The organism is Peribacillus sp. TH14, assembly GCF_016651145.1.
In the GTDB taxonomy this organism is placed as follows: domain Bacteria; phylum Bacillota; class Bacilli; order Bacillales; family DSM-1321; genus Peribacillus; species Peribacillus butanolivorans.
Window position 1 is genome coordinate 4,629,248 of record NZ_JAEKEK010000001.1, and the last position, 20,141, is coordinate 4,649,388.

18 protein-coding genes are annotated in these 20,141 nt (G+C 35.7%); all 18 read left to right on the forward strand.

The genetic code is table 11. The features are described 5' to 3' along the window. The first annotated feature begins 13 nt into the window (after positions 1-13). Complete coding sequence (gene cobA / locus JFU50_RS22535; RefSeq protein WP_201185138.1) at positions 14-790, forward strand: uroporphyrinogen-III C-methyltransferase; 777 nt, start codon at positions 14-16, stop codon at positions 788-790. Next, positions 790-1,551: a sirohydrochlorin chelatase gene (locus tag JFU50_RS22540; protein ID WP_201185136.1), complete on the forward strand. Its 762-nt coding sequence runs from the start codon at positions 790-792 to the stop codon at positions 1,549-1,551. Before cobA ends, JFU50_RS22540 begins: the two co-directional genes overlap by 1 nt. Continuing rightward, a complete protein-coding gene (locus JFU50_RS22545; protein ID WP_201185134.1) occupies positions 1,532-2,161 on the forward strand; it encodes an NAD(P)-binding protein in 630 nt (209 codons plus the stop codon). The genes JFU50_RS22540 and JFU50_RS22545 overlap by 20 nt, the downstream gene beginning before the upstream one ends. 163 nt (positions 2,162-2,324) lie before the next feature. Then, on the forward strand, positions 2,325-3,224 hold the full coding sequence (locus tag JFU50_RS22550; RefSeq protein ID WP_201185132.1) for a sulfite exporter TauE/SafE family protein: 900 nt from the start codon (positions 2,325-2,327) through the stop codon (positions 3,222-3,224). Positions 3,225-4,248: 1,024 nt separating this feature from the next. Further along, positions 4,249-5,016, forward strand: coding sequence for a hypothetical protein (locus JFU50_RS22555; RefSeq protein WP_201224222.1), 768 nt, complete (start codon positions 4,249-4,251; stop codon positions 5,014-5,016). A gap of 22 nt (positions 5,017-5,038) precedes the next feature. After that, positions 5,039-6,442: a helix-turn-helix domain-containing protein gene (locus JFU50_RS22560; RefSeq protein ID WP_201224223.1), complete on the forward strand. Its 1,404-nt coding sequence runs from the start codon at positions 5,039-5,041 to the stop codon at positions 6,440-6,442. A 172-nt stretch (positions 6,443-6,614) separates the two neighbouring features. Continuing rightward, positions 6,615-8,183: a class I adenylate-forming enzyme family protein gene (locus JFU50_RS22565; RefSeq protein WP_201185128.1), complete on the forward strand. Its 1,569-nt coding sequence runs from the start codon at positions 6,615-6,617 to the stop codon at positions 8,181-8,183. Between the two features lie 473 nt (positions 8,184-8,656). Then, a complete protein-coding gene (locus JFU50_RS22570; RefSeq protein ID WP_098175024.1) occupies positions 8,657-9,499 on the forward strand; it encodes a YitT family protein in 843 nt (280 codons plus the stop codon). 173 nt (positions 9,500-9,672) lie between these two features. Next, complete coding sequence (locus tag JFU50_RS30920) at positions 9,673-9,822, forward strand: hypothetical protein (RefSeq protein ID WP_242486033.1); 150 nt, start codon at positions 9,673-9,675, stop codon at positions 9,820-9,822. A gap of 64 nt (positions 9,823-9,886) precedes the next feature. After that, on the forward strand, positions 9,887-10,162 hold the full coding sequence (locus tag JFU50_RS22575) for a hypothetical protein (protein ID WP_242489078.1): 276 nt from the start codon (positions 9,887-9,889) through the stop codon (positions 10,160-10,162). Positions 10,163-10,936: 774 nt separating this feature from the next. Further along, on the forward strand, positions 10,937-11,611 hold the full coding sequence (locus JFU50_RS22580) for a C40 family peptidase (protein WP_201224224.1): 675 nt from the start codon (positions 10,937-10,939) through the stop codon (positions 11,609-11,611). 761 nt (positions 11,612-12,372) lie between these two features. Next, positions 12,373-13,539, forward strand: a complete 1,167-nt coding sequence (locus JFU50_RS22585; RefSeq protein ID WP_201224225.1) for a MalY/PatB family protein — start codon at positions 12,373-12,375, stop codon at positions 13,537-13,539. Between the two features lie 291 nt (positions 13,540-13,830). Then, a complete protein-coding gene (locus tag JFU50_RS22590) occupies positions 13,831-14,349 on the forward strand; it encodes a mismatch-specific DNA-glycosylase (protein WP_201185125.1) in 519 nt (172 codons plus the stop codon). Between the two features lie 32 nt (positions 14,350-14,381). Then, positions 14,382-15,122 (forward strand): AzlC family ABC transporter permease, encoded by a 741-nt coding sequence (locus tag JFU50_RS22595; RefSeq protein ID WP_056527315.1) that lies wholly within the window; start codon positions 14,382-14,384, stop codon positions 15,120-15,122. After that, positions 15,113-15,439, forward strand: a complete 327-nt coding sequence (locus JFU50_RS22600) for an AzlD domain-containing protein (protein WP_201185123.1) — start codon at positions 15,113-15,115, stop codon at positions 15,437-15,439. The genes JFU50_RS22595 and JFU50_RS22600 overlap by 10 nt, the downstream gene beginning before the upstream one ends. A gap of 333 nt (positions 15,440-15,772) precedes the next feature. Then, the gene (locus JFU50_RS22605; RefSeq protein WP_201185121.1) at positions 15,773-16,786 is read left to right on the forward strand and encodes a glycoside hydrolase family 15 protein; all 1,014 of its coding nucleotides are present in this window, start codon (positions 15,773-15,775) and stop codon (positions 16,784-16,786) included. A gap of 243 nt (positions 16,787-17,029) precedes the next feature. Further along, positions 17,030-18,970, forward strand: a complete 1,941-nt coding sequence (gene glgB / locus JFU50_RS22610) for a 1,4-alpha-glucan branching protein GlgB (protein WP_201185119.1) — start codon at positions 17,030-17,032, stop codon at positions 18,968-18,970. Continuing rightward, positions 18,970-20,136 (forward strand): glucose-1-phosphate adenylyltransferase, encoded by a 1,167-nt coding sequence (locus JFU50_RS22615; RefSeq protein WP_053346325.1) that lies wholly within the window; start codon positions 18,970-18,972, stop codon positions 20,134-20,136. The genes glgB and JFU50_RS22615 overlap by 1 nt, the downstream gene beginning before the upstream one ends. Positions 20,137-20,141 lie beyond the last annotated feature (5 nt).

Sequence of the window (20,141 nt, forward strand, 5' to 3'; positions counted from 1 at the left end):
GGCAGGTTGCATAATGGGGAAAGTATATCTAGTAGGAGCCGGTCCTGGAGATCCAGATTTAATTACAATAAAAGGATTAAAGTGCATTCAAGAAGCCGATGTCATTTTATATGACCGTCTTGTCAATAAAGAACTGTTGAATTATGCAAAAGAAGGAGTCGAATTGATTAATTGCGGTAAACTGCCGGATTATCATTTGTTGCAGCAAGATACAATCAATCGATTTCTAGTTAAATATGCAAAAAAGGGGAAAATTGTTACGCGATTAAAAGGTGGCGATCCCTTTGTTTTTGGAAGAGGCGGAGAGGAAGCTGAAGCCCTTGCAAAAAATGGCGTAAGTTTTGAAATTGTGCCAGGCATTACGGCTGGAATTGCTGCCACAGCTTATGCTGGAATTCCAGTGACCCATCGAGATCATGCTTCTTCATTTGCCATTGTTACCGGCCATCGGAAAAAAGACGAAGATGATAATATCAAGTGGGGATCTCTTGCAAATGGTATTGATACATTAGCTATATACATGGGAGTGAAGAATCTACCGTATATTCAAGGGAAACTTTTGGAGCATGGAAAAAATCCCAATACTCCAGTAGCTCTTATTCATTGGGGAACGTTAAAAACACAAAAGACAGCTGTCAGTACATTAGATAATGTAGTAGAAACAGCCAAAAGTGAGCAAATTTCCAATCCTTGCATGATAGTTGTAGGAGATGTGGTCAATTTACGAGAGAAGATCAAATGGTTTGAACAAAAACAAGCGGAAAATTTGTTGGCAAATGAGGCCTTTTAATGGAAGCTATATTATATATTTGCCATGGAAGCCGTGTCAAAGAAGCATCTGCCCAAGCGATTGATTTTATTCATGTATGCATGGAAGGACAATCTAACACAATTCAGGAGTATTGCTTTTTAGAATTACAAAGTCCTACGATAGAAGATGCCTATGATCGATGTGTGCAACGCGGAGCGACGAAAATCATTGCTATTCCAGTTCTTCTGTTAACTGCTGCACATGCAAAATATGATATTCCAGTAATTCTATGTAAAATGAAAAAACAGTATCCAGAGGTAGAGTTGAAGTACGGAAGACCCATAGGGGTCAGTGATAAAATGGTTGACATTTTAGTAGAAAGATTGAAAGAGACAAACGAAAAGGTAACGGAGAATTCACTAGTTTTATTAGTTGGAAGGGGCAGCAGTGATCCCGACGTGAAACGAGATTTAAGCCAATTAGCGGGTTTACTTAAGCGCAGGTTACCAAAAAGCCAAGTACAAGATTGTTATCTGACTGCTGCTTCACCAACTTTTGCAGAAGCATTGGAAATGGCTGAAGATTCCCAATCAGATCAAATTTTTATTATTCCTTACCTTTTATTTACCGGTATTTTAATGCAATCCATCCAAACAGCTATTAAAAAGATCCAGAAAAAAGGCAAACAGAATTTTGTTCTCTGCCGTTATCTCGGTTATCATCCGAAGATAGAAAAAGCATTATCAGAACGAATTCACGAAGTGTCTGAGGAGGGTGCTTATGTATCCAATTACTCTTAATATTGAGAATAGAAAGTGTATCATTATCGGCGGTGGTAAAATAGCTTACTTTAAAGCGGGCCCCTTACTAGAAGCAGGTGCTGAAGTAACTGTTGTAAGTCCTGAAATATGCGAAGGTTTCCAGAAGCTACAAGAGGAAGGGAAAATCCATGTTTTACTTAAAGAAGTAGAAGAAACTGACTATAAAGATGCTTTTTTAATCATAGCTGCAACAAACTCCTCAGAAATTAACGAGCAAGTCTATAAGAACACATCTCATAGCCAACTTGTTAACGTTATTAGTAATCAAGAGCTGGGCAACTTTCATATACCAGCTACATTGAATAGAGGTAAGCTCACAATTAGCGTTTCTACCAATGGGGCAAGTCCAAAACTCGCTAAAAAAATCCGAAATGATTTACAGGAAGTTTATGATGAGTCATATGAAGAATACCTTGAATTTCTTTTCGAAGTAAGGATGCATATAAAAAAGAGTTCATTATCAAAAGATGAAAAATCTCAGTTACTAAAAGATTCAATTGAGGATATTTATAAATATTCCCTTAAAGAAAGATATCGTTTTTTAGCTAGGCTTTTGCCAGTAGAAACTGAATATAAATCATTGGGCTGATCAGAAAAACTGAAGGCACCTAATCAAAATGAAACAATTATTTTGGTTAGGTGCCTCTTTGTGTCTGAAAATAAATTTTGAATGTTCTATTTACTAGAGAATTGTATGTAGGTCGGGTCGAGGGTAATTTAGGTTCTATCTAAGTAAAAAAAAGGGGGAAGTCATGAAAAAGTTAATCGTTTTAGCCTTTATCGGGTTATTAGCCCAATTAATAGATGGTTCACTTGGAATGGGGTATGGAGTAAGTTCAACTTCCTTATTGTTGACATTCGGGATCGTACCTGCAGTAGCATCAGCATCTGTTCACTTATCTGAAGTAGTAACTACAGCTGTTTCTGGAGCATCTCATATCAAGTTTGGGAACGTAGATAAGAATATGGTCTATCGTTTGATTATTCCAGGTTCTGTTGGAGCATTTGTGGGTGCATGTTTTCTGAGCAATTTGCCAGCTGAATTAGCAAAACCGTATATTGCTATCTTTCTATTTGGCCTAGGAGTATACGTTTTGTTTCGTTTTCTATTTATTTTCAAGCCGTCTAAGGAAAATGAAACCGTAAAGCCATTAACAGCGAAACAATCTATCCCGCTAGGACTTTTTGCAGGGTTTTGTGATGCAACAGGTGGAGGGGGATGGGGACCGATAGCGACGCCTGTTCTATTGTCCAAAAAAGGAATGACTGCGAGGAAAGCTGTCGGGACAGTTGATACTAGTGAGTTTGCGATTGCTTTTTTTGGTAGCCTTGGTTTTATCATTTCTCTTGGATGGGAAGCGGTTAATTGGCTTTGGGTTGGAGCACTGATTATCGGTGGAGTAATTGCCGCACCGATTGCGGCCTGGCTTGTTCGTATGCTTCCTGCTCAATTAATGGGGGTTTTAGTAGGTGGTTTCATCATTTTAATTAATGTAAGAACCCTTTTATCTACATGGGTTCCAGACGATGCACACATCTATATTTATGCAGTTATTGTCATTGGATGGATTGCAGGGATTTATTTTACAATCAATAAGATGTCTACGGCGAAAAAACAAGGTTACGTGGAACAACAGCAGAATGTTTCTTAATTGCGGTAGAAGGCAGAAGTTGATATTACAGATTTGTTTTAATAACTAATGAAAAACTCGTAGGTACATAGAATACCTACGAGAAAGGTCTTTCAATAAAAGCAATATGTTTTTGAGTATGAAATCTACCTATGTATTCTTCTGTATAGTTTACACCTGTTACAATGCAATAATGTAAATAAACATTGAAATGGCTTCTTTCATTAATAAAGGGAAGGGACGTATTCGCCTTGCAATAAAGAGACCACGACTAAAACTATCGAACCAAAAGGCTACCAGACATGATGAGTTCTTAACGTTTCATTCTTGTTCAGACTTTATAGGACTGATTTGACCATTTCTGGAGTTCGTGTCTAAACGCCTCATTGAATAATTCAGCTCCTACATTATTAAACGAACATGTATAAAAATCTCATCCCAACTCTCCATCATTCAATATTCCATTCTTTATTATAGATCCAATATATCGTTCCAATCTCTATTTACTGCTTTCAACCGAATGAATTTGATGAACCATGTTATAGCCCCGCTGCATAATCTGCTTTCCAGATAGATTCAGAGTGAACTAAAAAGTGATTTCTCTTTATCGACAGAATTCCGTTCGTTAAACGCAATAAATTATCAATCTTCAAGTTTTTTCGATGTAGTATTCAAAAGTAAAGTATTGCTTACAAGAACTTTATTAGTATGATGCTGAATAGAAACAAACAAGTTAGGCATGGTACAAGAGCCGACATAATTATTATTAAAAGGCGTTAAACTGAAAAACTGCCAAATAAGAGGTTCGTTATTAATTAAAATTTCTGTTAATTTAGAAAAATGTAAAATCGTGATGTGTTAATATTGGTATAAAAGGATTTTGTTGTAAAGGTATATGAAAAGGCGTTAAACTGAAAAACTGCCAAATAAGAGGTTCGTTATTAATTAAAATTTCTGTTAATTTAGAAAAATGTAAAATCGTGATGTGTTAATATTGGTATAAAAGGATTTTGTTGTAAAGGTATATGAAAAGGGGAGAAATTGATTGGAGCTTACAAAGAGAGAAAAATTGATAAGAAGAATTGACCGTCATCTTCGTATAACGGCTAGGCAACTTATTATGTTCGATACAGAAGAAGAGACGCTGAAGTTTCTAATAGATTCGTTTCAATCAGATTTAAACTGTGACTTTGTCTGTATTCTTTTGAATGAAGATGGATATTTAATTCCAAAGGTATTCAACGGTGAATCCGATTCATTCATAGAGAATTTCCCTATTAATATCAGGAATAACAGTTCTGACCTTTTAGAATATCCCTTGGCGTTTTCCGATTCGGAAGTAGAGAAAATACATGAACTTTCGGATGTGATTAGAAAAGAAAAGATACAATCATGGTTCACTGTTCCTTATAAAGGGGATTACGGAGTATCAGGTGTCTGTTTAATTGGTTTTAAAGATTTGGTTCCTTTATATCAAGAAATGGTATTGATTTTTACTGACTTTGGAAAAGATATTGCGGTTGCAATCAAATTAGCAAAGCAAAGAGAAGAACAAAAGAAAATTGGAATTGAGTGGATTACGGAAAGTTTATCCGTTAATTCGCCAATAGAAAAAACTATTGGGAAAATAATAGAGAGAGCGGGAAAGGGAACGCAATCAAAGAGAGCTTGTGTTTATTTATATATAGAAAAAGATAATAGTTTCATTTTGCAAGAACCATGCTTTGGCCAACCACTGTCACTAAAAAGAATCGTTCCCCAGAATAATAAACTTATCGACTACTTTCCATATCTTGCTCGCATGGGGAGGTAAAGCATTAACAGTTTCTTTAACGATGAATTTAAAAACGATTGGTGTGCTCCACGTAGAAGAGAAGGAAACTAACAACGGAATATATACAGCAGATGATTTACAAACTTTAAAATTAATGGCTCAACATATGGCTGCATTAATTGAAAATATCCGATTATTTGAAAGTGAAAAGGAGCATAAGCAAAGATTGCATATGCTGCTAGATTATCAGCAGGCTTTGGTAAAAGAAACGATTGAGCAAGATAGTTTTATTGGTATAACCAATACAGTCAGCGAACTTTTCTCTAGTTCGGTCTTACTCTTTGATCGGTTCATGAGACCTATTGCCCATTCCATGTATCCATTAGATAACGCTGACGTTCAGTTACTTATTGAACAGGCGACTTACCAGGTATTTCAAGGGCGTAATCAAGAAATTTGGCAGGCATCCATGGGTGACACGGAAAAAAAACTAATGATCTGGCCAATTAATCACGGAGGAGATCTTCTCGGACATTTGGCTATTCATCTAAACCAAAATCACATGGATGACTTTTTTAAGCTCAGTGTCAATATCGCTAGAAATATATTCTATTTGCAATTTATTAAACAAAAGCTTGTGTTTGATACGAAAGAACAGGTTAAGGATGGTTTTATCAATAAATTGTTAGTGCCTAATTTGATAAATGAAGAAGAAATCATTCAATATGCAAATGTATTCAATTGGAATTTATTTTTACCTCACCGTATTTCTGTACTTTCTTTTAATTTTGGAAACAAAGTTGAATCTGAAAATGGAATTATTGAGTTTCAAGAGAAAAAAACCTTGTTATTTAACCGGGTGAGGGAGTGGATTGCAGCATTTGATAAAGAAATTCTATTTGCAACTAAAGGGGAATTATTTATATTAATCGTCCCAATTTCAATAGAGAAAGATAACCCGAGGGAATTTTGGACTAAACTCTTTACCTATATCCAAAAGTGGAGCAAGACTGAACTGGCAAAGCCCTTCTATTTAGGTATAGGAGGAAAAACAGCAGCAATCGGTGACTATTTTGTTTCTTATCAACAAGCTGTGGAATCGCAAAACGTGATAATAAACCAGTTTAAAGAATCGAATTTTGTTCTTTATGATGATTTAGGAGCATACCCTTTATTTCATCATTTGAAGAACAGTACATCGACCCGATTGTTCATAAAAAAATATCTAAGCCCTATTTTAAATGACTCTGATGACAAAAATAATACCCTTTTTCAGACACTGCGAGCTTATTTAAATAATAATGGAAGCATTAAAGAAACTTCTGAGGAACTTTTCATTCATCGCAGTACACTGCAGTACAGAATGGAAAAGGTTCAGAGCCTGTTGGATATCGAATTGACTAGTTCTGAACAGCGATTTAATCTGCAGCTCGCATTTAAATTAAATGACATCATTGATTTGTAATTCGACATGATGATGAAAAACTAAATACTTTTTCCTTCACGGTGCAGGTATTTTTGACTGCCCTATTTTTTTATAATGAAAATACAGAATAAACAAAAAACAAGTGTGGTTTTTAAAAGGTTTGGTGATAAGACTTACAGAAAAATGAAAGCGATTACAGGGAGGGGCTAATATGATGAAGGACATACAGAGTATTCTTGAGAATGCTTACAAGGCTGAACCGGATAAGGAAGCTATATTCGATGGTTATAGGAGAATTACCTATAGGGAGTTATATTCAGATGTAGAAAATCTGTCATCAGCGCTTGCTCATTTAAATATTACAAAAGGAGATCGAGTGATGGTCTGCTTGCCAAATTGGCATGAATTCGTCACTATTACATTCAGCCTTGCTAAAATAGGAGCGATCATTGTTCCTTGTAATACAAGATATAAAGCAGATGAGCTCTCATACATATTAGAAAATTCGAGGTCAAAAGCAGTGTTTTTAATAGACAATAATGATCATATAGAGATTTTTAAGAATAAAGTAAATAACACAACAGTAAGTAAAGGACTTGAACAAATCTTTACGGTTCGATGTAAATCTGAAGGATATAGGTCTTTAGAAGAATTAATCGAGCTAGGTAGGGAAAAGTCTACCCCTAAAATCATGATTGATTCTCGAGAAGATATATTTTCGATTCTATATACATCTGGTACGACTGGTAATCCAAAAGGTGTAATGCTGACTCATTATAATGTATTAAAAACTGCTCAATTAACCAATGTAGCATTGGAAAGTTCGAAGGAGGATGTATTCTTAATTCCTGTTCCTGTCTTTCATATATTTGGGATGGCTGCATCGATTGTGCCAGCCGTTGAGGCTGGAGCAAAAATGGTTTTGTTGGAAGAGTATAAAGCATTAAAAGCCTTAAGACTAGTAGAACAAGAGAAAATAACAGTCCATCAAGGAGTCCCAACTATGTTTATTTTGGAGCTTAATCACCCTGAATTTGCAGACATGGACTTATCCTCACTAAGAACAGGGATTATTGCTGCAGCTCCATGTCCCGAAGAAATTGTTAAAAAAATAAGAATCGAAATGGGTTGTAATATTGTTGTTGCTTATGGTTCTACAGAGACGTCTTCTACACTTACTGTAACATCCTTGGAAGATGATGATATAATACGCTCTCAAACAGTTGGAAAGCCAACTTCTGGTTCAGAAGTGAAAATTATTGATTCAAACAGAAAAGAGATGCCTACAGGTGAAATTGGAGAGATAATCTGTCGGAGCCCTGGGGTCATGAAAGGTTATTTTGAGATGCCTGAAAAAACTAGTGAAGCCGTTGATTCAGATGGCTGGTTTTATACGGGGGATCTTGGAACAATAGATGATCAGGGGAACCTCCGAATCGTAGGCAGGAAAAAAGAGCTGATTATTAGGGGAGGTTATAATATCTATCCCCGAGAAGTCGAAGAATTGCTTTATCAGCATCATAGTGTATTAGAAGTGGCCATTATTGGTCTGCCAGATACTGTTATGGGTGAGGTGGCCTGTGCGGCTATCAAATTAAAACCGGGTAAAGAGGAAACAGAGGAATCCATTCGGGAATTTATTGAAGACCGTATAGCAAATTATAAAGTACCTGACCGTTTTATCTTTTTAGATGAGCTGCCTATGACCCCTAGTGGGAAAATTAAAAAGTTAGCGTTACAGGAAGAATTGAGAGCGAAATTGCATTCTACTTTACGCTAAATATAATTCCTTATTCGATGTGGATACTAAATATTATTTTTATTGCCTGTTTCTACACTGAAAAGAGCTCAGTTAAACTCAGTAAAAATGTTGCAAATACATGGACGAAGCAGGTCTAATAAATGTGGAAACCATTGAAATAGTCATAAAAAAAGATTTCTAAACTGATGGTATAAAGCGGTCATATAAGTGTCTCTTAAAGGGAATGGGAAGATGTATTCTATTGAATGGAAGCCTAGAGATTTAATTCTCAAGGCTTCTTTATATTCAATAATAAAAGAAACAAGTCAAAAAGGAGTGTCTGCAGACTAGCAGATGCTTTTTTTAAAGGAAGTGGTTTCGTATTTTGCATCAAACAGTCATGATTATTGAAGAGTCTCTTCCTAAAATTAGTAAACGCTTAATCGAATTTTATTGTATAATTCTGAATGAGAATAATCTAATTTACCAAACAATTGGAGAAGGGATACAATATGAGAAATAAAGGAAAATACCGGATTGTTATTGAGATATTGAGTATTATATTTGGTAGCTTATTAATTGCTATTGGTGCAAATACATTGTTACTTCCAGCTAATTTACTGTCTGGAGGTGTCATAGGGATTTGTATGATTTTGTACCACTTTTTTCATTGGTCAGTGGGAGTACAATATTTTATCTATAATATCCCACTATTAATCTTAGGATATATCCATTTAGGGAAAAAATTTATCCTTTATACAATTCTTGCTGTCATTTCTGACACCATATTCCTTCATTTTATCCCCATTCGTCTAATGTGGACGGATAATATTATTTTAGCTTCTATTTTCGGGGGTATAATTTCTTTTGCTGGCGGAGCAATCATGCTTCGTGTAGGAGGTTCAAATGGCGGATTAGATGTTCTTGGACGGATCATTGCTAAACACAAAAATCTGTCCATTGCAAAATTTGGTCTTATCGTTAATCTGATTATTGTTGCTATTTCTGCTGTGATTTTTGATGTACAGGCAGCCATGTTTACCATTCTTTCGCTATATGTTGGAGCTAAGACTTATGAATCCTTACTTAATATGGCGGAAAGAAGTTCTGTAATTATTGTGACGGATAAGGGAGAAGAGATATCTGAAGCTCTCAATCAAGCGTTCCATCGCGGTGTTACATCTTGGGACGCTTTAGGTGCCTACTCACATAGTGAAAAACAAGTCATACTTTGTGTGATTGTGAATATTCAATGGTCAGAATTATGTCAAACTGTACAAAGTATAGATGATCACGCATTTATTTCAGCCATGCCAGCTCAAAAAGTCATTGGTAATTTTAAAAATGTCTGGTAGAAAATAGAATTAGATATAAGGGAAGATCCGTTCGTAAAAGTAAAACCTTTGCGGATGGGTCTTTTTTTATAAAATGGTTTTTTTATCCTTTTGTTAAAGTACTAAATGAACGAGACATCTTTATGAAAAAAAGGGGGGATTTCAAGTAATTTCAATATCAATTATTAAAGCCCATGATTGGGAACAGGAATGTTCTATACTTTCATTCACAAGATCGTTTTGGCAGAAACAAAGAAGAAATCCTTCAGGATTGGCATGAGATCACAAAAAATATCCAAGCGGATATCGTTGTCATGGATATTCCATTATTGGATACTACTTAATTTAAAGATAGCCAAGGTCCAAGGTACATTCATTGCGGATCTTGTTTTACAAATCAATTCCTAGATGGTGGAAGTGGAACAGGACCGTATTCGAAAACTACGGAATGGGGCAATTGATGTGGCTTTGCAAAATGGTGTGCTATTCGGACGACCGAAAATTCAAGAAACGGAAGAGTTTAATGAAGTCTATGATTTTTGGAAAGCAGAAGAGATGACAGCTGGTAAAGCTAAAGCCATGTCAGAACTAGACATTATAAAGACGACTTTTTATAAGTTGGTTAAGGAATATGAAAAAGATTTTAAGAAGAGCATTTTATATATACAAGAAACTCGACAATAAAAGAAGAAGGGTTTGCTCAAGGAAGCAAATGCTATTCACTGGTAAGAGAGAGGCGTTTGGAATTGCGGAAAAAACCTCATTGAACCGAAACAAAAAGAAGAAAAATGAAGGAATCAACGTTTCTAATATCCAATATTTCTTTTTGACTATTTATACTGAAAAGGGCACAGATTTTATTATGATAGATTATAAATCTTCTTAAACTTCTAAAAAAGTTAGTGATGCAAATGTTAACTAAAGTATAGTTGCACCAATTGTGACCGGTGAATTAGTACAAGTTGCTGGCGAAAATCTTGCGCATTGATATGATATGTCAAATACAACTTTTAGCTCTAAATCAGTAGCGTTATATTTATTTATTTATTTAATCGTTCAGAGACGTCATTCGTTAATATCGGCAAGAGTACTATAATCTAATCAGACCTATATTGAAATGAGCGAAAAAATGTATCTAGGCGTTAAGAAATAGTCAAAATAGAGAGAAATTAAAGCACCTATTACCATTTGGTGTTTTTTTATTTTGAAGAATTAACGAAGCACCCCTTTTGTCATTTTGATATTTTTGCTAAAGACAAGGTAAAAAGCCACATAGTATGTTCACAATTTGTTGACTTTCTCGACTGTAAGCAAAAATTACTAATATATTACCAAGTTTTGTAGTTTATGTCATATAAGATCAAAATATGCATGATTTTGTAATGAAACTGTAAAAAAAAGTGTCGTGAATGAGTGATAGAATTAAAAAAAGAGATTTTCTGGAGGAAAATATATAATATGAAAAAAATTATAGTCGCATGTGTTGTGACCGGTTTGTTGCTATCCAATCCTTTAGTTAGTAATGCTGCATTAGGTGATCGTACGTTGAAAAGTGGAATGACGCATACCGAAGTTAAACAATTACAAGGGGTTCTGAAGAAAAAAGGATACTTCACTAGTAAAAACACGACTACATATTTTGGGACGGTTACGAAAAGCTCAGTTGTGAAATTTCAAAAAAGAAAAGGCCTAAAAGCAGATGGTATTGTCGGTTCGAATACCTATAAGGCTTTGGGGATAACCAAAAAAAACGCCCAACAAGCAAACAGTTATTCATCTGCTAAGCTGGTAAGTAACGCTAAAAAACATTTGAATGTCCCTTATGTATGGGGAGGGAGTTCGCCAAAAGGTTTTGATTGCAGTGGGTTTGTAAAATATGTTTTTAAAGAAAGTTCCAATGTGACTATGCCACGAACTGTTGGGGAAGTATACAAGAAGGGGAAAAAGGTTTCTTCCCCAAAAGCCGGGGATCTTGTGTTTTTTGAAACCTATAAATCAGGTGCCTCTCATATGGGGATTTATATCGGTGGAAACCAATTCATTCATAGCTCCTCCTCAAAAGGTGTATCAATTACTTCGATGAATAATAGTTATTGGTCGGATAGATATATAGGAGCAAAAACATATAAATGATAGGGTTACTTTTCTGACATATAAATATAGAGTTTAAGGCCAGTTCTGTTAAAAAAGGACTGGCTTTTGCTTTTTTTAGTACAATAGGGTTATTATATAGACCACTTCATTAGGTTTATTGAAAAATTCATGAACTTCTTTTTCTGCTTTTTTTATATTTAGGTTCGTGCCGGCTCCTCTTTTTTCGTAAACATCATCGTAACTTGTGAAAATGAGGTCTACTGGTAGTCTAAAGTCGTCGCCAGTCTGAATTGACCGTTTAGAAACATAATGATTAGTGTTTGGAAGATAAAGGGTGTGGGAAGTCAGAAAGAGTAAAAAGTGAGTATGATGTGAAAATTATTAATGCAGTTATTGAAGCAAATAATAATTCGAAGGGGCTCTGAAATGGGGACATCAAAAAAATAGGGATTTTGTTTATGATCTGTAGTATGTTTTTAAGTATCATCAATTATGTTGTTTAATCTAAGGCGTTATAAATTTTTCGAGTGAAATTAAGTAGATATGGATGTTTTGGGCACTACAAACTCCTGGCTTTGTTATTGACGCTTACTTAACTGGCATGCCTGTTTTTTTAGTTTTATTCTTAAAGTTACTGCATTTTTTGATATGTTATTATTTGTTGGAGGAGATTTATGGACGAGGCTGCTAAGTTAATAACTGACTTTATTTAAAGCCAAAGTCATACCAAATATGTGCTTCAATCTCCTATATAATATGAATTGATTATCAATAGGGGATGAAAGATAGGAGAGAAAGTCATGCATCTAGAAAAATTAATTGATCGAAGAAAAACACATTCGGTTAAATGGTACATAGAAGATCAAGATATTATTCCATTATGTATTGCCGATATGGATTTTCAAGTTTCAGAAGAAATAGTAAATGCCATAAGTCAAAAGGCACTGCACGGAATTTACGGGTATAGTACGTTTTGTGAGCGTTATTATGATGCTGTTCAGTATTGGTGGAAAACACAATACGATTGGGAGTTAAAACGAGAATGGATTTCTTTTAGCCCGGGAATCATTCCTGGAATTAATTTATTATTAAAAGCATTAACACAACCGGGTGATGGGGTTATCGTACAAGACCCCGTATATTATCCGTTCTTTTCTACGATTGAAACACAAGGTTGTACCATTTTAAACAATTCTCTCATTTATTCGAATGGTACCTATGAAATGAATTTTGAAGATTTTGAGGAAAAAGCATCACAGCCAAATACGAAAGTATTTATTTTGTGTAGCCCTCACAATCCAGTAGGTAGAGTGTGGACTCCTGAAGAATTGAGAAAAATAGGAGAAATTTGTGATAAACATGGTGTCTTTGTTATTTCGGATGAAATGCATGGAGATTTAACTTACTCAGGTTATAAACACATACCATTTGCAACGGTTCATCCAAACCATTTAAAATTTTCTATTACATGTGCTGCACCGAGTAAAACATTTAACATTGCGGGAATGCAAAGCTCTATTTTTATTATTCCGAATAGAGATGTTAAAGAAAAGTATGAGGCGCTTTTAACAGGATATGGATTAATGCGTCCAAATGCCTTTGCCGTGGAGGGAACGATTGCTGCCTACTATAAAGGTTTACCTTGGCTACAAGAAGTAAAGGAGTATTTGGAAGAGAATCTTCAATATGTTTGTTCCTTTTTAAAAGAATATATTCCTTCAATTAAAGTTGTGAAACCAGAAGCAACCCATTTGATTTGGTTAGATTGTCGAGATCTAGGAATTCCACATGACAAATTGCATTCGTTCTTCTTAGAAAATGTAAGAGTTCGCCTCGATGAAGGTATGAAGTTCGGTAGCGGTGGCTATGGTTTTGAACGTATAAATATTGCATGTCCGCGTGAGGTTCTAACTGAGGCTTTACTTAGAATGAAAGCGGCAGTAAAAGGAAAAGAAGAAACCTGCTAACGATTTTTGCTAGCAGGTTTCTTCTTTATTTTACTCATGAATAAATCCACTACCTTTCCATTGTGTTAGGCGGGTGTTACTACAGACTTTCCAGAAAGGAAAAGACCCTTTCTGTAAAGTCTGGTGCGTGTCGATTCGGCATTATATGGCCCGAAAACCTCGGACTATATGGGTGGCGCCAACACTCCTAGTTACCTATTACATTTTCAGCAAAATAATGTCGGAAATGGTAGGAAAATATTTTTCAGTTTTGTACAATAATATATAAGAAAATGGAAAAGGGGTTTTACAATGGAAGGCATATCCGATCATTTGAAAGAAAACCTAGATATTTTGTTTGTTGGCTTTAATCCAAGTATCCGTTCGGGACAGACAGGTCATCATTATGCGAATCCCAACAATCGCTTTTGGAAAATTCTCTTCGAATCTGGACTTACACCTAGAAAATATCACCCAACTGAAGATTCTTCATTACTAGATTTAGGCTATGGTTTTACAAATATCGTTTCTAGGCCTACCAAAGCTGCTGATGAAATCACAAAAGAAGAGTATAAAGAAGGCAGGAAACAATTAAAGAAAAAAATTGAAAAATATAAACCTTTACTAGTCTGTTTCGTTGGTAAGGGTGTCTATCAGGAATATCGGCAAATACGAAAAATTGCATGGGGACTCCAAAAAAATTCAGACGATGTCGTGACGAAGGAATTTGTTGCTCCATCATCAAGCGGTTTAGTAAGAATGAGAATTGAAGAAATTATTGAAATATATAGTGAGTTGCCAGTACTTATCGACAATTTAAAATATAGTTAATGTTACATACTAAAACAAGGGTGGAGTTTTATATGAGTCAGGATAGTGCGGAATGGAAAAGTGGTACTTTTTCCGATGTTAAAGAAGGTGAAGGCTTTTGGCAGGGCGTTAAGGATTGTATTCCGACATTATTGGGATACTTAAGCATTGGTTTTGCAGCAGGGGTAGTCGAAAAAACGTCAGGATTAAGCATGATTGAAGTGGCACTTATGTCTCTTTTACTATATGCAGGATCCGGCCAATTTATAGCAGCAGGTATGATTGCTGCAAGCCATCCGGTATCGGCCATTATTTTCACGATATTTTTCGTTAACAGTCGTCATCTTTTATTAAGTGCAGCATTGGCACCTTATTTCCGACATCAAACCTCGAGGCAAAACCTGATAACAGGAGCCTTATTAACTGATGAAACGTTCGGAGTGGCTGTCACCCAAGCGCAGAAAAAGAAAAAACTTGATTTTAAATGGATGTTAGGCCTGAATCTAGCAGCCTATTTAAACTGGTTTGTTGCAAACATGGCAGGGGGTTATTTTGGCCAGTGGATTCCGAATCCAGAAAAATACGGGATGGACTTTGCCTTGCCTGCTATGTTTATTGGTCTATTAGTTTTACAGATTCTAAGTAAAAAAAAGTTTTTCATAGATCTTGTAGTCGCTTTAAGTGCCATTTTAATTGTGGTTGCTATAAGTTTTATCTTTCCTGGAAGTACAGGCGTTATAGTTGCAACAATATTAGCTTCAGCGATAGGGATGGTGATTGAAAGATGGAAATAACAGGATATATCCTTCTTGTTATCTTAGGTACTTCAATTGTAACCTTCATCCCCAGAGTCGTTCCATTAATGCTGCTTAGCAAAATGGAGATTCCTGAGTGGGGAATCAATTGGTTAAAGCATGTACCAGTAGCCGTTATGGCTGCTTTGCTTGCACAAGAACTTCTTTTATCAGAGCAGGTCTTTTCAATTAAGGAAAATGCACTGAATTTAGCTGCGGCTATACCGACGTTTATAGTTGCCATTTTTACTAGAAGTTTATTAGTAACTGTTCTAATAGGAGTACTATCTTTGATGGTAATGAGATTTTTCTTTTAAAATAGGCAAAATAAAGACTAAACATTATAACGACAGGACAATATTACTAGTAGTGAGTAATCATTACTAGTTTTTTCGTGCTCATATATAAATAGCAAAAAATATAAAGTTTTTTCTTATCAAATAGGCATATAACGCTTTTTAGAGAACATTGAAAGCTTGATTATCAAAAGAGACCTTTAGTACATAAACTAATGTAAATGAACTTCTAGAATGTAGTTTCTGATAACTGAATTGAAAGCGCTTCTAATTTAAAATAAATGACAAAACGTTTAGAAAATGGAAGGCTGTCAACAATGAGAATAAGCAAATAGCTTCGGAGGTGTATAACTAATGAATGTAAACGGTGCACTAGAGGTTCTTGATCGTATGCGTCTTTCCAATGGAGCGTATACAGCGAGTGTTTCCAATGATTATAATTATGTCTGGATCCGGGATGTCGTATATACAGTATTGCCTTTTTTAAATGATACATCCGATCGTTATGAGAAAGCGTACCATGCTTTATTTGAGTTATTTCGAACCTACGAATGGAAAATAGATATTCATACTGAACAGAAACCCCAGTATCTTTTTGAATTTATCCATTCTAGATATTCCACTGATCTTAAAGAACTTCCGGAAGAGTGGGGGCATGCTCAAAATGATGCGATTGGTGCCTTTTTATGGGGAGTTGGTGAAGGGTATCGGCATGGTAAAAAGGTGTTAAGAGATGAGCATGATTTACGGATTGTTCAAAAGTTAGTTAACTACTTGGAATGCCTTCAATATTGGCAATCAGAAGATAATGGCATGTGGGAAGAAAATATAGAAATTCACGCTTCCAGTATCGGTGCCTGTGTAGCTGGTTTGAATTCCGTTAAAATGCTGGTCAACGTAAAAGAGGAATTAATTAAAAGGGGTGAGGAAACACTTCGTTTTTTGCTTCCAAGAGAAAGCTATACGAAAGAGACGGACTTAGCCCTACTATCTTTAATTTATCCTTACCGGCTTGTCGATCGAGATACAGCCCTTAAAATATTGCAGAATGTTTCAGAACGTCTTGAAAGAACAAACGGCTGTATACGGTATGAAAGGGACCTTTATTATAATGAAGGTCAAGAAGCAGAGTGGTGTTTCGGACTTCCGTGGCTGGGATTATGCTATCATGAACTAGGTATGATGAACAAGGCAAAGGAATATATAGAGAAAACAAAAAATATAATACCAGAGAACTGGGAAGTTCCTGAATTATATATCGGAGGCAGTAATATTCCTAACGGAAATACTCCTCTGGCATGGTCCGTTTCTTTATCTTATTTATTCTTAACAAAAACTAAAATGATACGTACTGAACAAGTAACATGAAGTTTTCGTACATGGCTACTTAGAGCTCTTCCTAAAATATGGGAAGGGCTTTAATTTTGTACTTTATTTTTACATAAAATGGTTATATTTTACGAAAAATGTTTTAAAATTTAAAAAAAGGGCATTAATTACAATAACTTCACCTCCATTTGAAGGATTAATATAATTTCCATCGAATATATATAATATCTGGGGAAGGAAGGGAAAAATGCTATCGAGTTCATGTTGATGGAGGGGTAAAATTTGAATACAATTATCGACCAGCTACAAGAGATTTATCCAAGCGAATTTGATTTGTATTTATTTCATGAAGGAACCCTTTATGAAAGTTATAAAATGCTTGGGGCACACTTTGTTACATCATCAGGTAAAACAGGAGTCAGATTTGCCGTTTGGGCACCCCATGCCAAGCAAGTTTCAGTAGTCGGTAATTTTAATAATTGGGATGGAAATGATCATGCTATGGAGCGGATTGAGCGTTCAGGTATCTGGGTGTTGTTTGTACCAGGATTACAAGAAGGAGAGCTATACAAATACGAAATACATACACCCGGAAATAAACGTATCCTAAAGGCCGATCCTTATGCTTTTTATTCGGAAATAAGACCAAATACAGCCTCTATCATTAAAAGGTTGGATAATTTTGAATGGCAAGATTCGAAATGGATAGCCGATAGGAAAAAAGAAAATATTTATCATAAACCTATGTCGATATATGAAGTTCATCCGGGAACATGGAAACAGACAGAGGACGGGGAATTTTATTCGTACCGTGAACTGGCTGATAGATTAGTTGACTATGTGATTGATAATAGTTTTACACACGTGGAAATCATGGCCATATTGGAACACCCATTCGATAAATCTTGGGGATACCAGGTTACTGGATATTATTCAGTAAATAGCCGTTATGGCTCACCAGAAGATTTCAAGTATTTTATAAACCGCTGCCATCAAAATGGTATTGGTGTAATTCTTGACTGGGTTCCCGCCCATTTTTGTAAAGATGCGCATGGTCTTGCCCGATTTGATGGAACACCTCTCTATGAACCAATTGACTATACTAGAGCTGATCGCCCAATATGGGGAACATACAATTTCGATTTTACTAAACCAGAGGTAATTAGTTTTCTCATATCAAATGTGTTGTTTTGGATGGACGTTTACCATATCGACGGGGTTCGTGTCGATGCGGTATCTTCTATGGTGTATTTAAATCATGATAACCCTTTGCCGGTAAAGTTAAAAAACCAAAATGGCGGTGAAGAAAACATTGAGGCAATACAATTTTTGCAAAAACTTAATGAAGTGGTTTTTAAGAAGTATCCAAACGCCTTAATGATGGCTGAAGAAGCAACAGACCGGCCACTTATAACTTCTCCTACCGATATAGGCGGTCTAGGTTTTAATTATAAGTGGAATATGGGATGGACTAACGATATTCTTCGATATATGAAACTTGATACGAGTGAAAGACCAAATCATCACAGCCTTTTAACCTTTTCATTTTTCTATGCTTTTTCAGAGAATTTCGTATTACCCTTTTCACATGATGAAGTAGTTCATGGCAAAAGGTCTTTATTGAATAAGATGCCAGGTGACTATTGGCAGAAATTTGCGAATTTGCGTTTACTCTTGGGTTATTTTATGACTCATCCTGGAAAGAAACTTCTCTTTATGGGTGGGGAATTTGGTCAGTTTATTGAGTGGAAAGATGAGGAGCAATTAGATTGGCTGCTATTGGAATATGAATCACACACAAAGCTAGCACATTACTTCCGTAGCCTCCAAGAATTATATAGAGAAACTTCTTGCCTATGGAGACTAGATCATGATCAGGAGGGTTTTGAATGGATAGATCCTAACAATAGTAGTCAGAGTATTCTTACCTTTATGAGAAAAGGTAAACGCAAAGGCGATTATTGTATTGTAGTCTGTAATTTTTCTGCTCAGACTCATAATCATTATAAAATCGGTGTACCATCTCAGGGGAAATATATAGAGGTCTTTAATAGTGATTCTGTAGCTTTCGGAGGGTCAGGTCAGGTTAATAAAGAACCCATAAATGTAAAAAAAGAGCCTTATCATAATCAACTATTCAGTATGGAAATAACAGTACCTCCATTAGGCGTATCGATTTACATGAAGCAAACCAAAAAAAGACGCGGGAGAGTGAACGATTAATGGGAGCGAAAAAATGGATTGCAATGTTATTGGCAGGAGGGCAGGGTTCAAGATTAGGTGAATTAACTATTGGGCTGGCAAAACCAGCTGTTCCGTTCGGGGGTAAATATAGAATCATCGATTTTCCATTGAGTAACTGCACTCATTCTGGTATTGATACTGTTGGGGTACTGACCCAATATCAGCCTTTGATACTTAATGATTATGTGGGTAACGGTAAAGCTTGGGATTTAGATCTAGATGTTGGCGGGGTTTCTGTTCTTCCTCCATATCAAGGGAAAGAAGGCGGCGAGTGGTATAAAGGAACAGCCAATGCTGTTTATCAAAATATCCAATACATTGATAACTATGATCCGGAACACGTGTTGATCCTATCAGGTGACCATATTTATAAAATGGATTACAGCAAAATGCTTGATTATCATATCGAAAAAAATGCAGAGGCCACAATAGCTGTCATTCAAGTACCTTGGCAGGAAGCAAGCCGTTTTGGCATTATGAATACGAATGAGGCCGATAGGGTTACCCAATTCGATGAGAAACCAAAATATCCAAAGAGTAACCTGGCTTCTATGGGTGTTTACCTTTTCAATTGGAAGACCTTAAGGAAATACTTAATTAACGATGAAAAAGATGTGAATTCATCCAATGATTTCGGCAGCAACATTATTCCAAAGATGCTGGAAGATCGAAAAAAACTTTTTGCCTATCGTTTTAATGATTATTGGAAGGATGTTGGAACCGTTGAGAGCCTTTGGCAGGCACATATGGATTTATTGGAGGAAACACCAAATTTCCAGTTGGATGATCAGCAGTGGAAGATTTTTGCTCGAAATGCAAATCACCCTCCACAATATATATCATCAGAAGCAGAGGTCAGCCAATCGCTTATTAATGAGGGCTGCATGATACATGGAAACATTGATCACTCAGTTTTATCCTATAATGTACAGGTGGGATATGGATCAACGATTAAAGATTCAGTCATTATGCCTAATGTTACGATTGGTGAAAACGTTCATATAGAAAGAAGTATTATTGCCAGCAATTGTGTTATAGAAGATGGTGCTGTAGTAGGCAATTCAGCCGTTAATTCTGAAATTACCTTGATAGGCGAAAATCAGACCATTACAAATCCAAACAAAAAAAAGATTACTCTTAACTAGAAAAA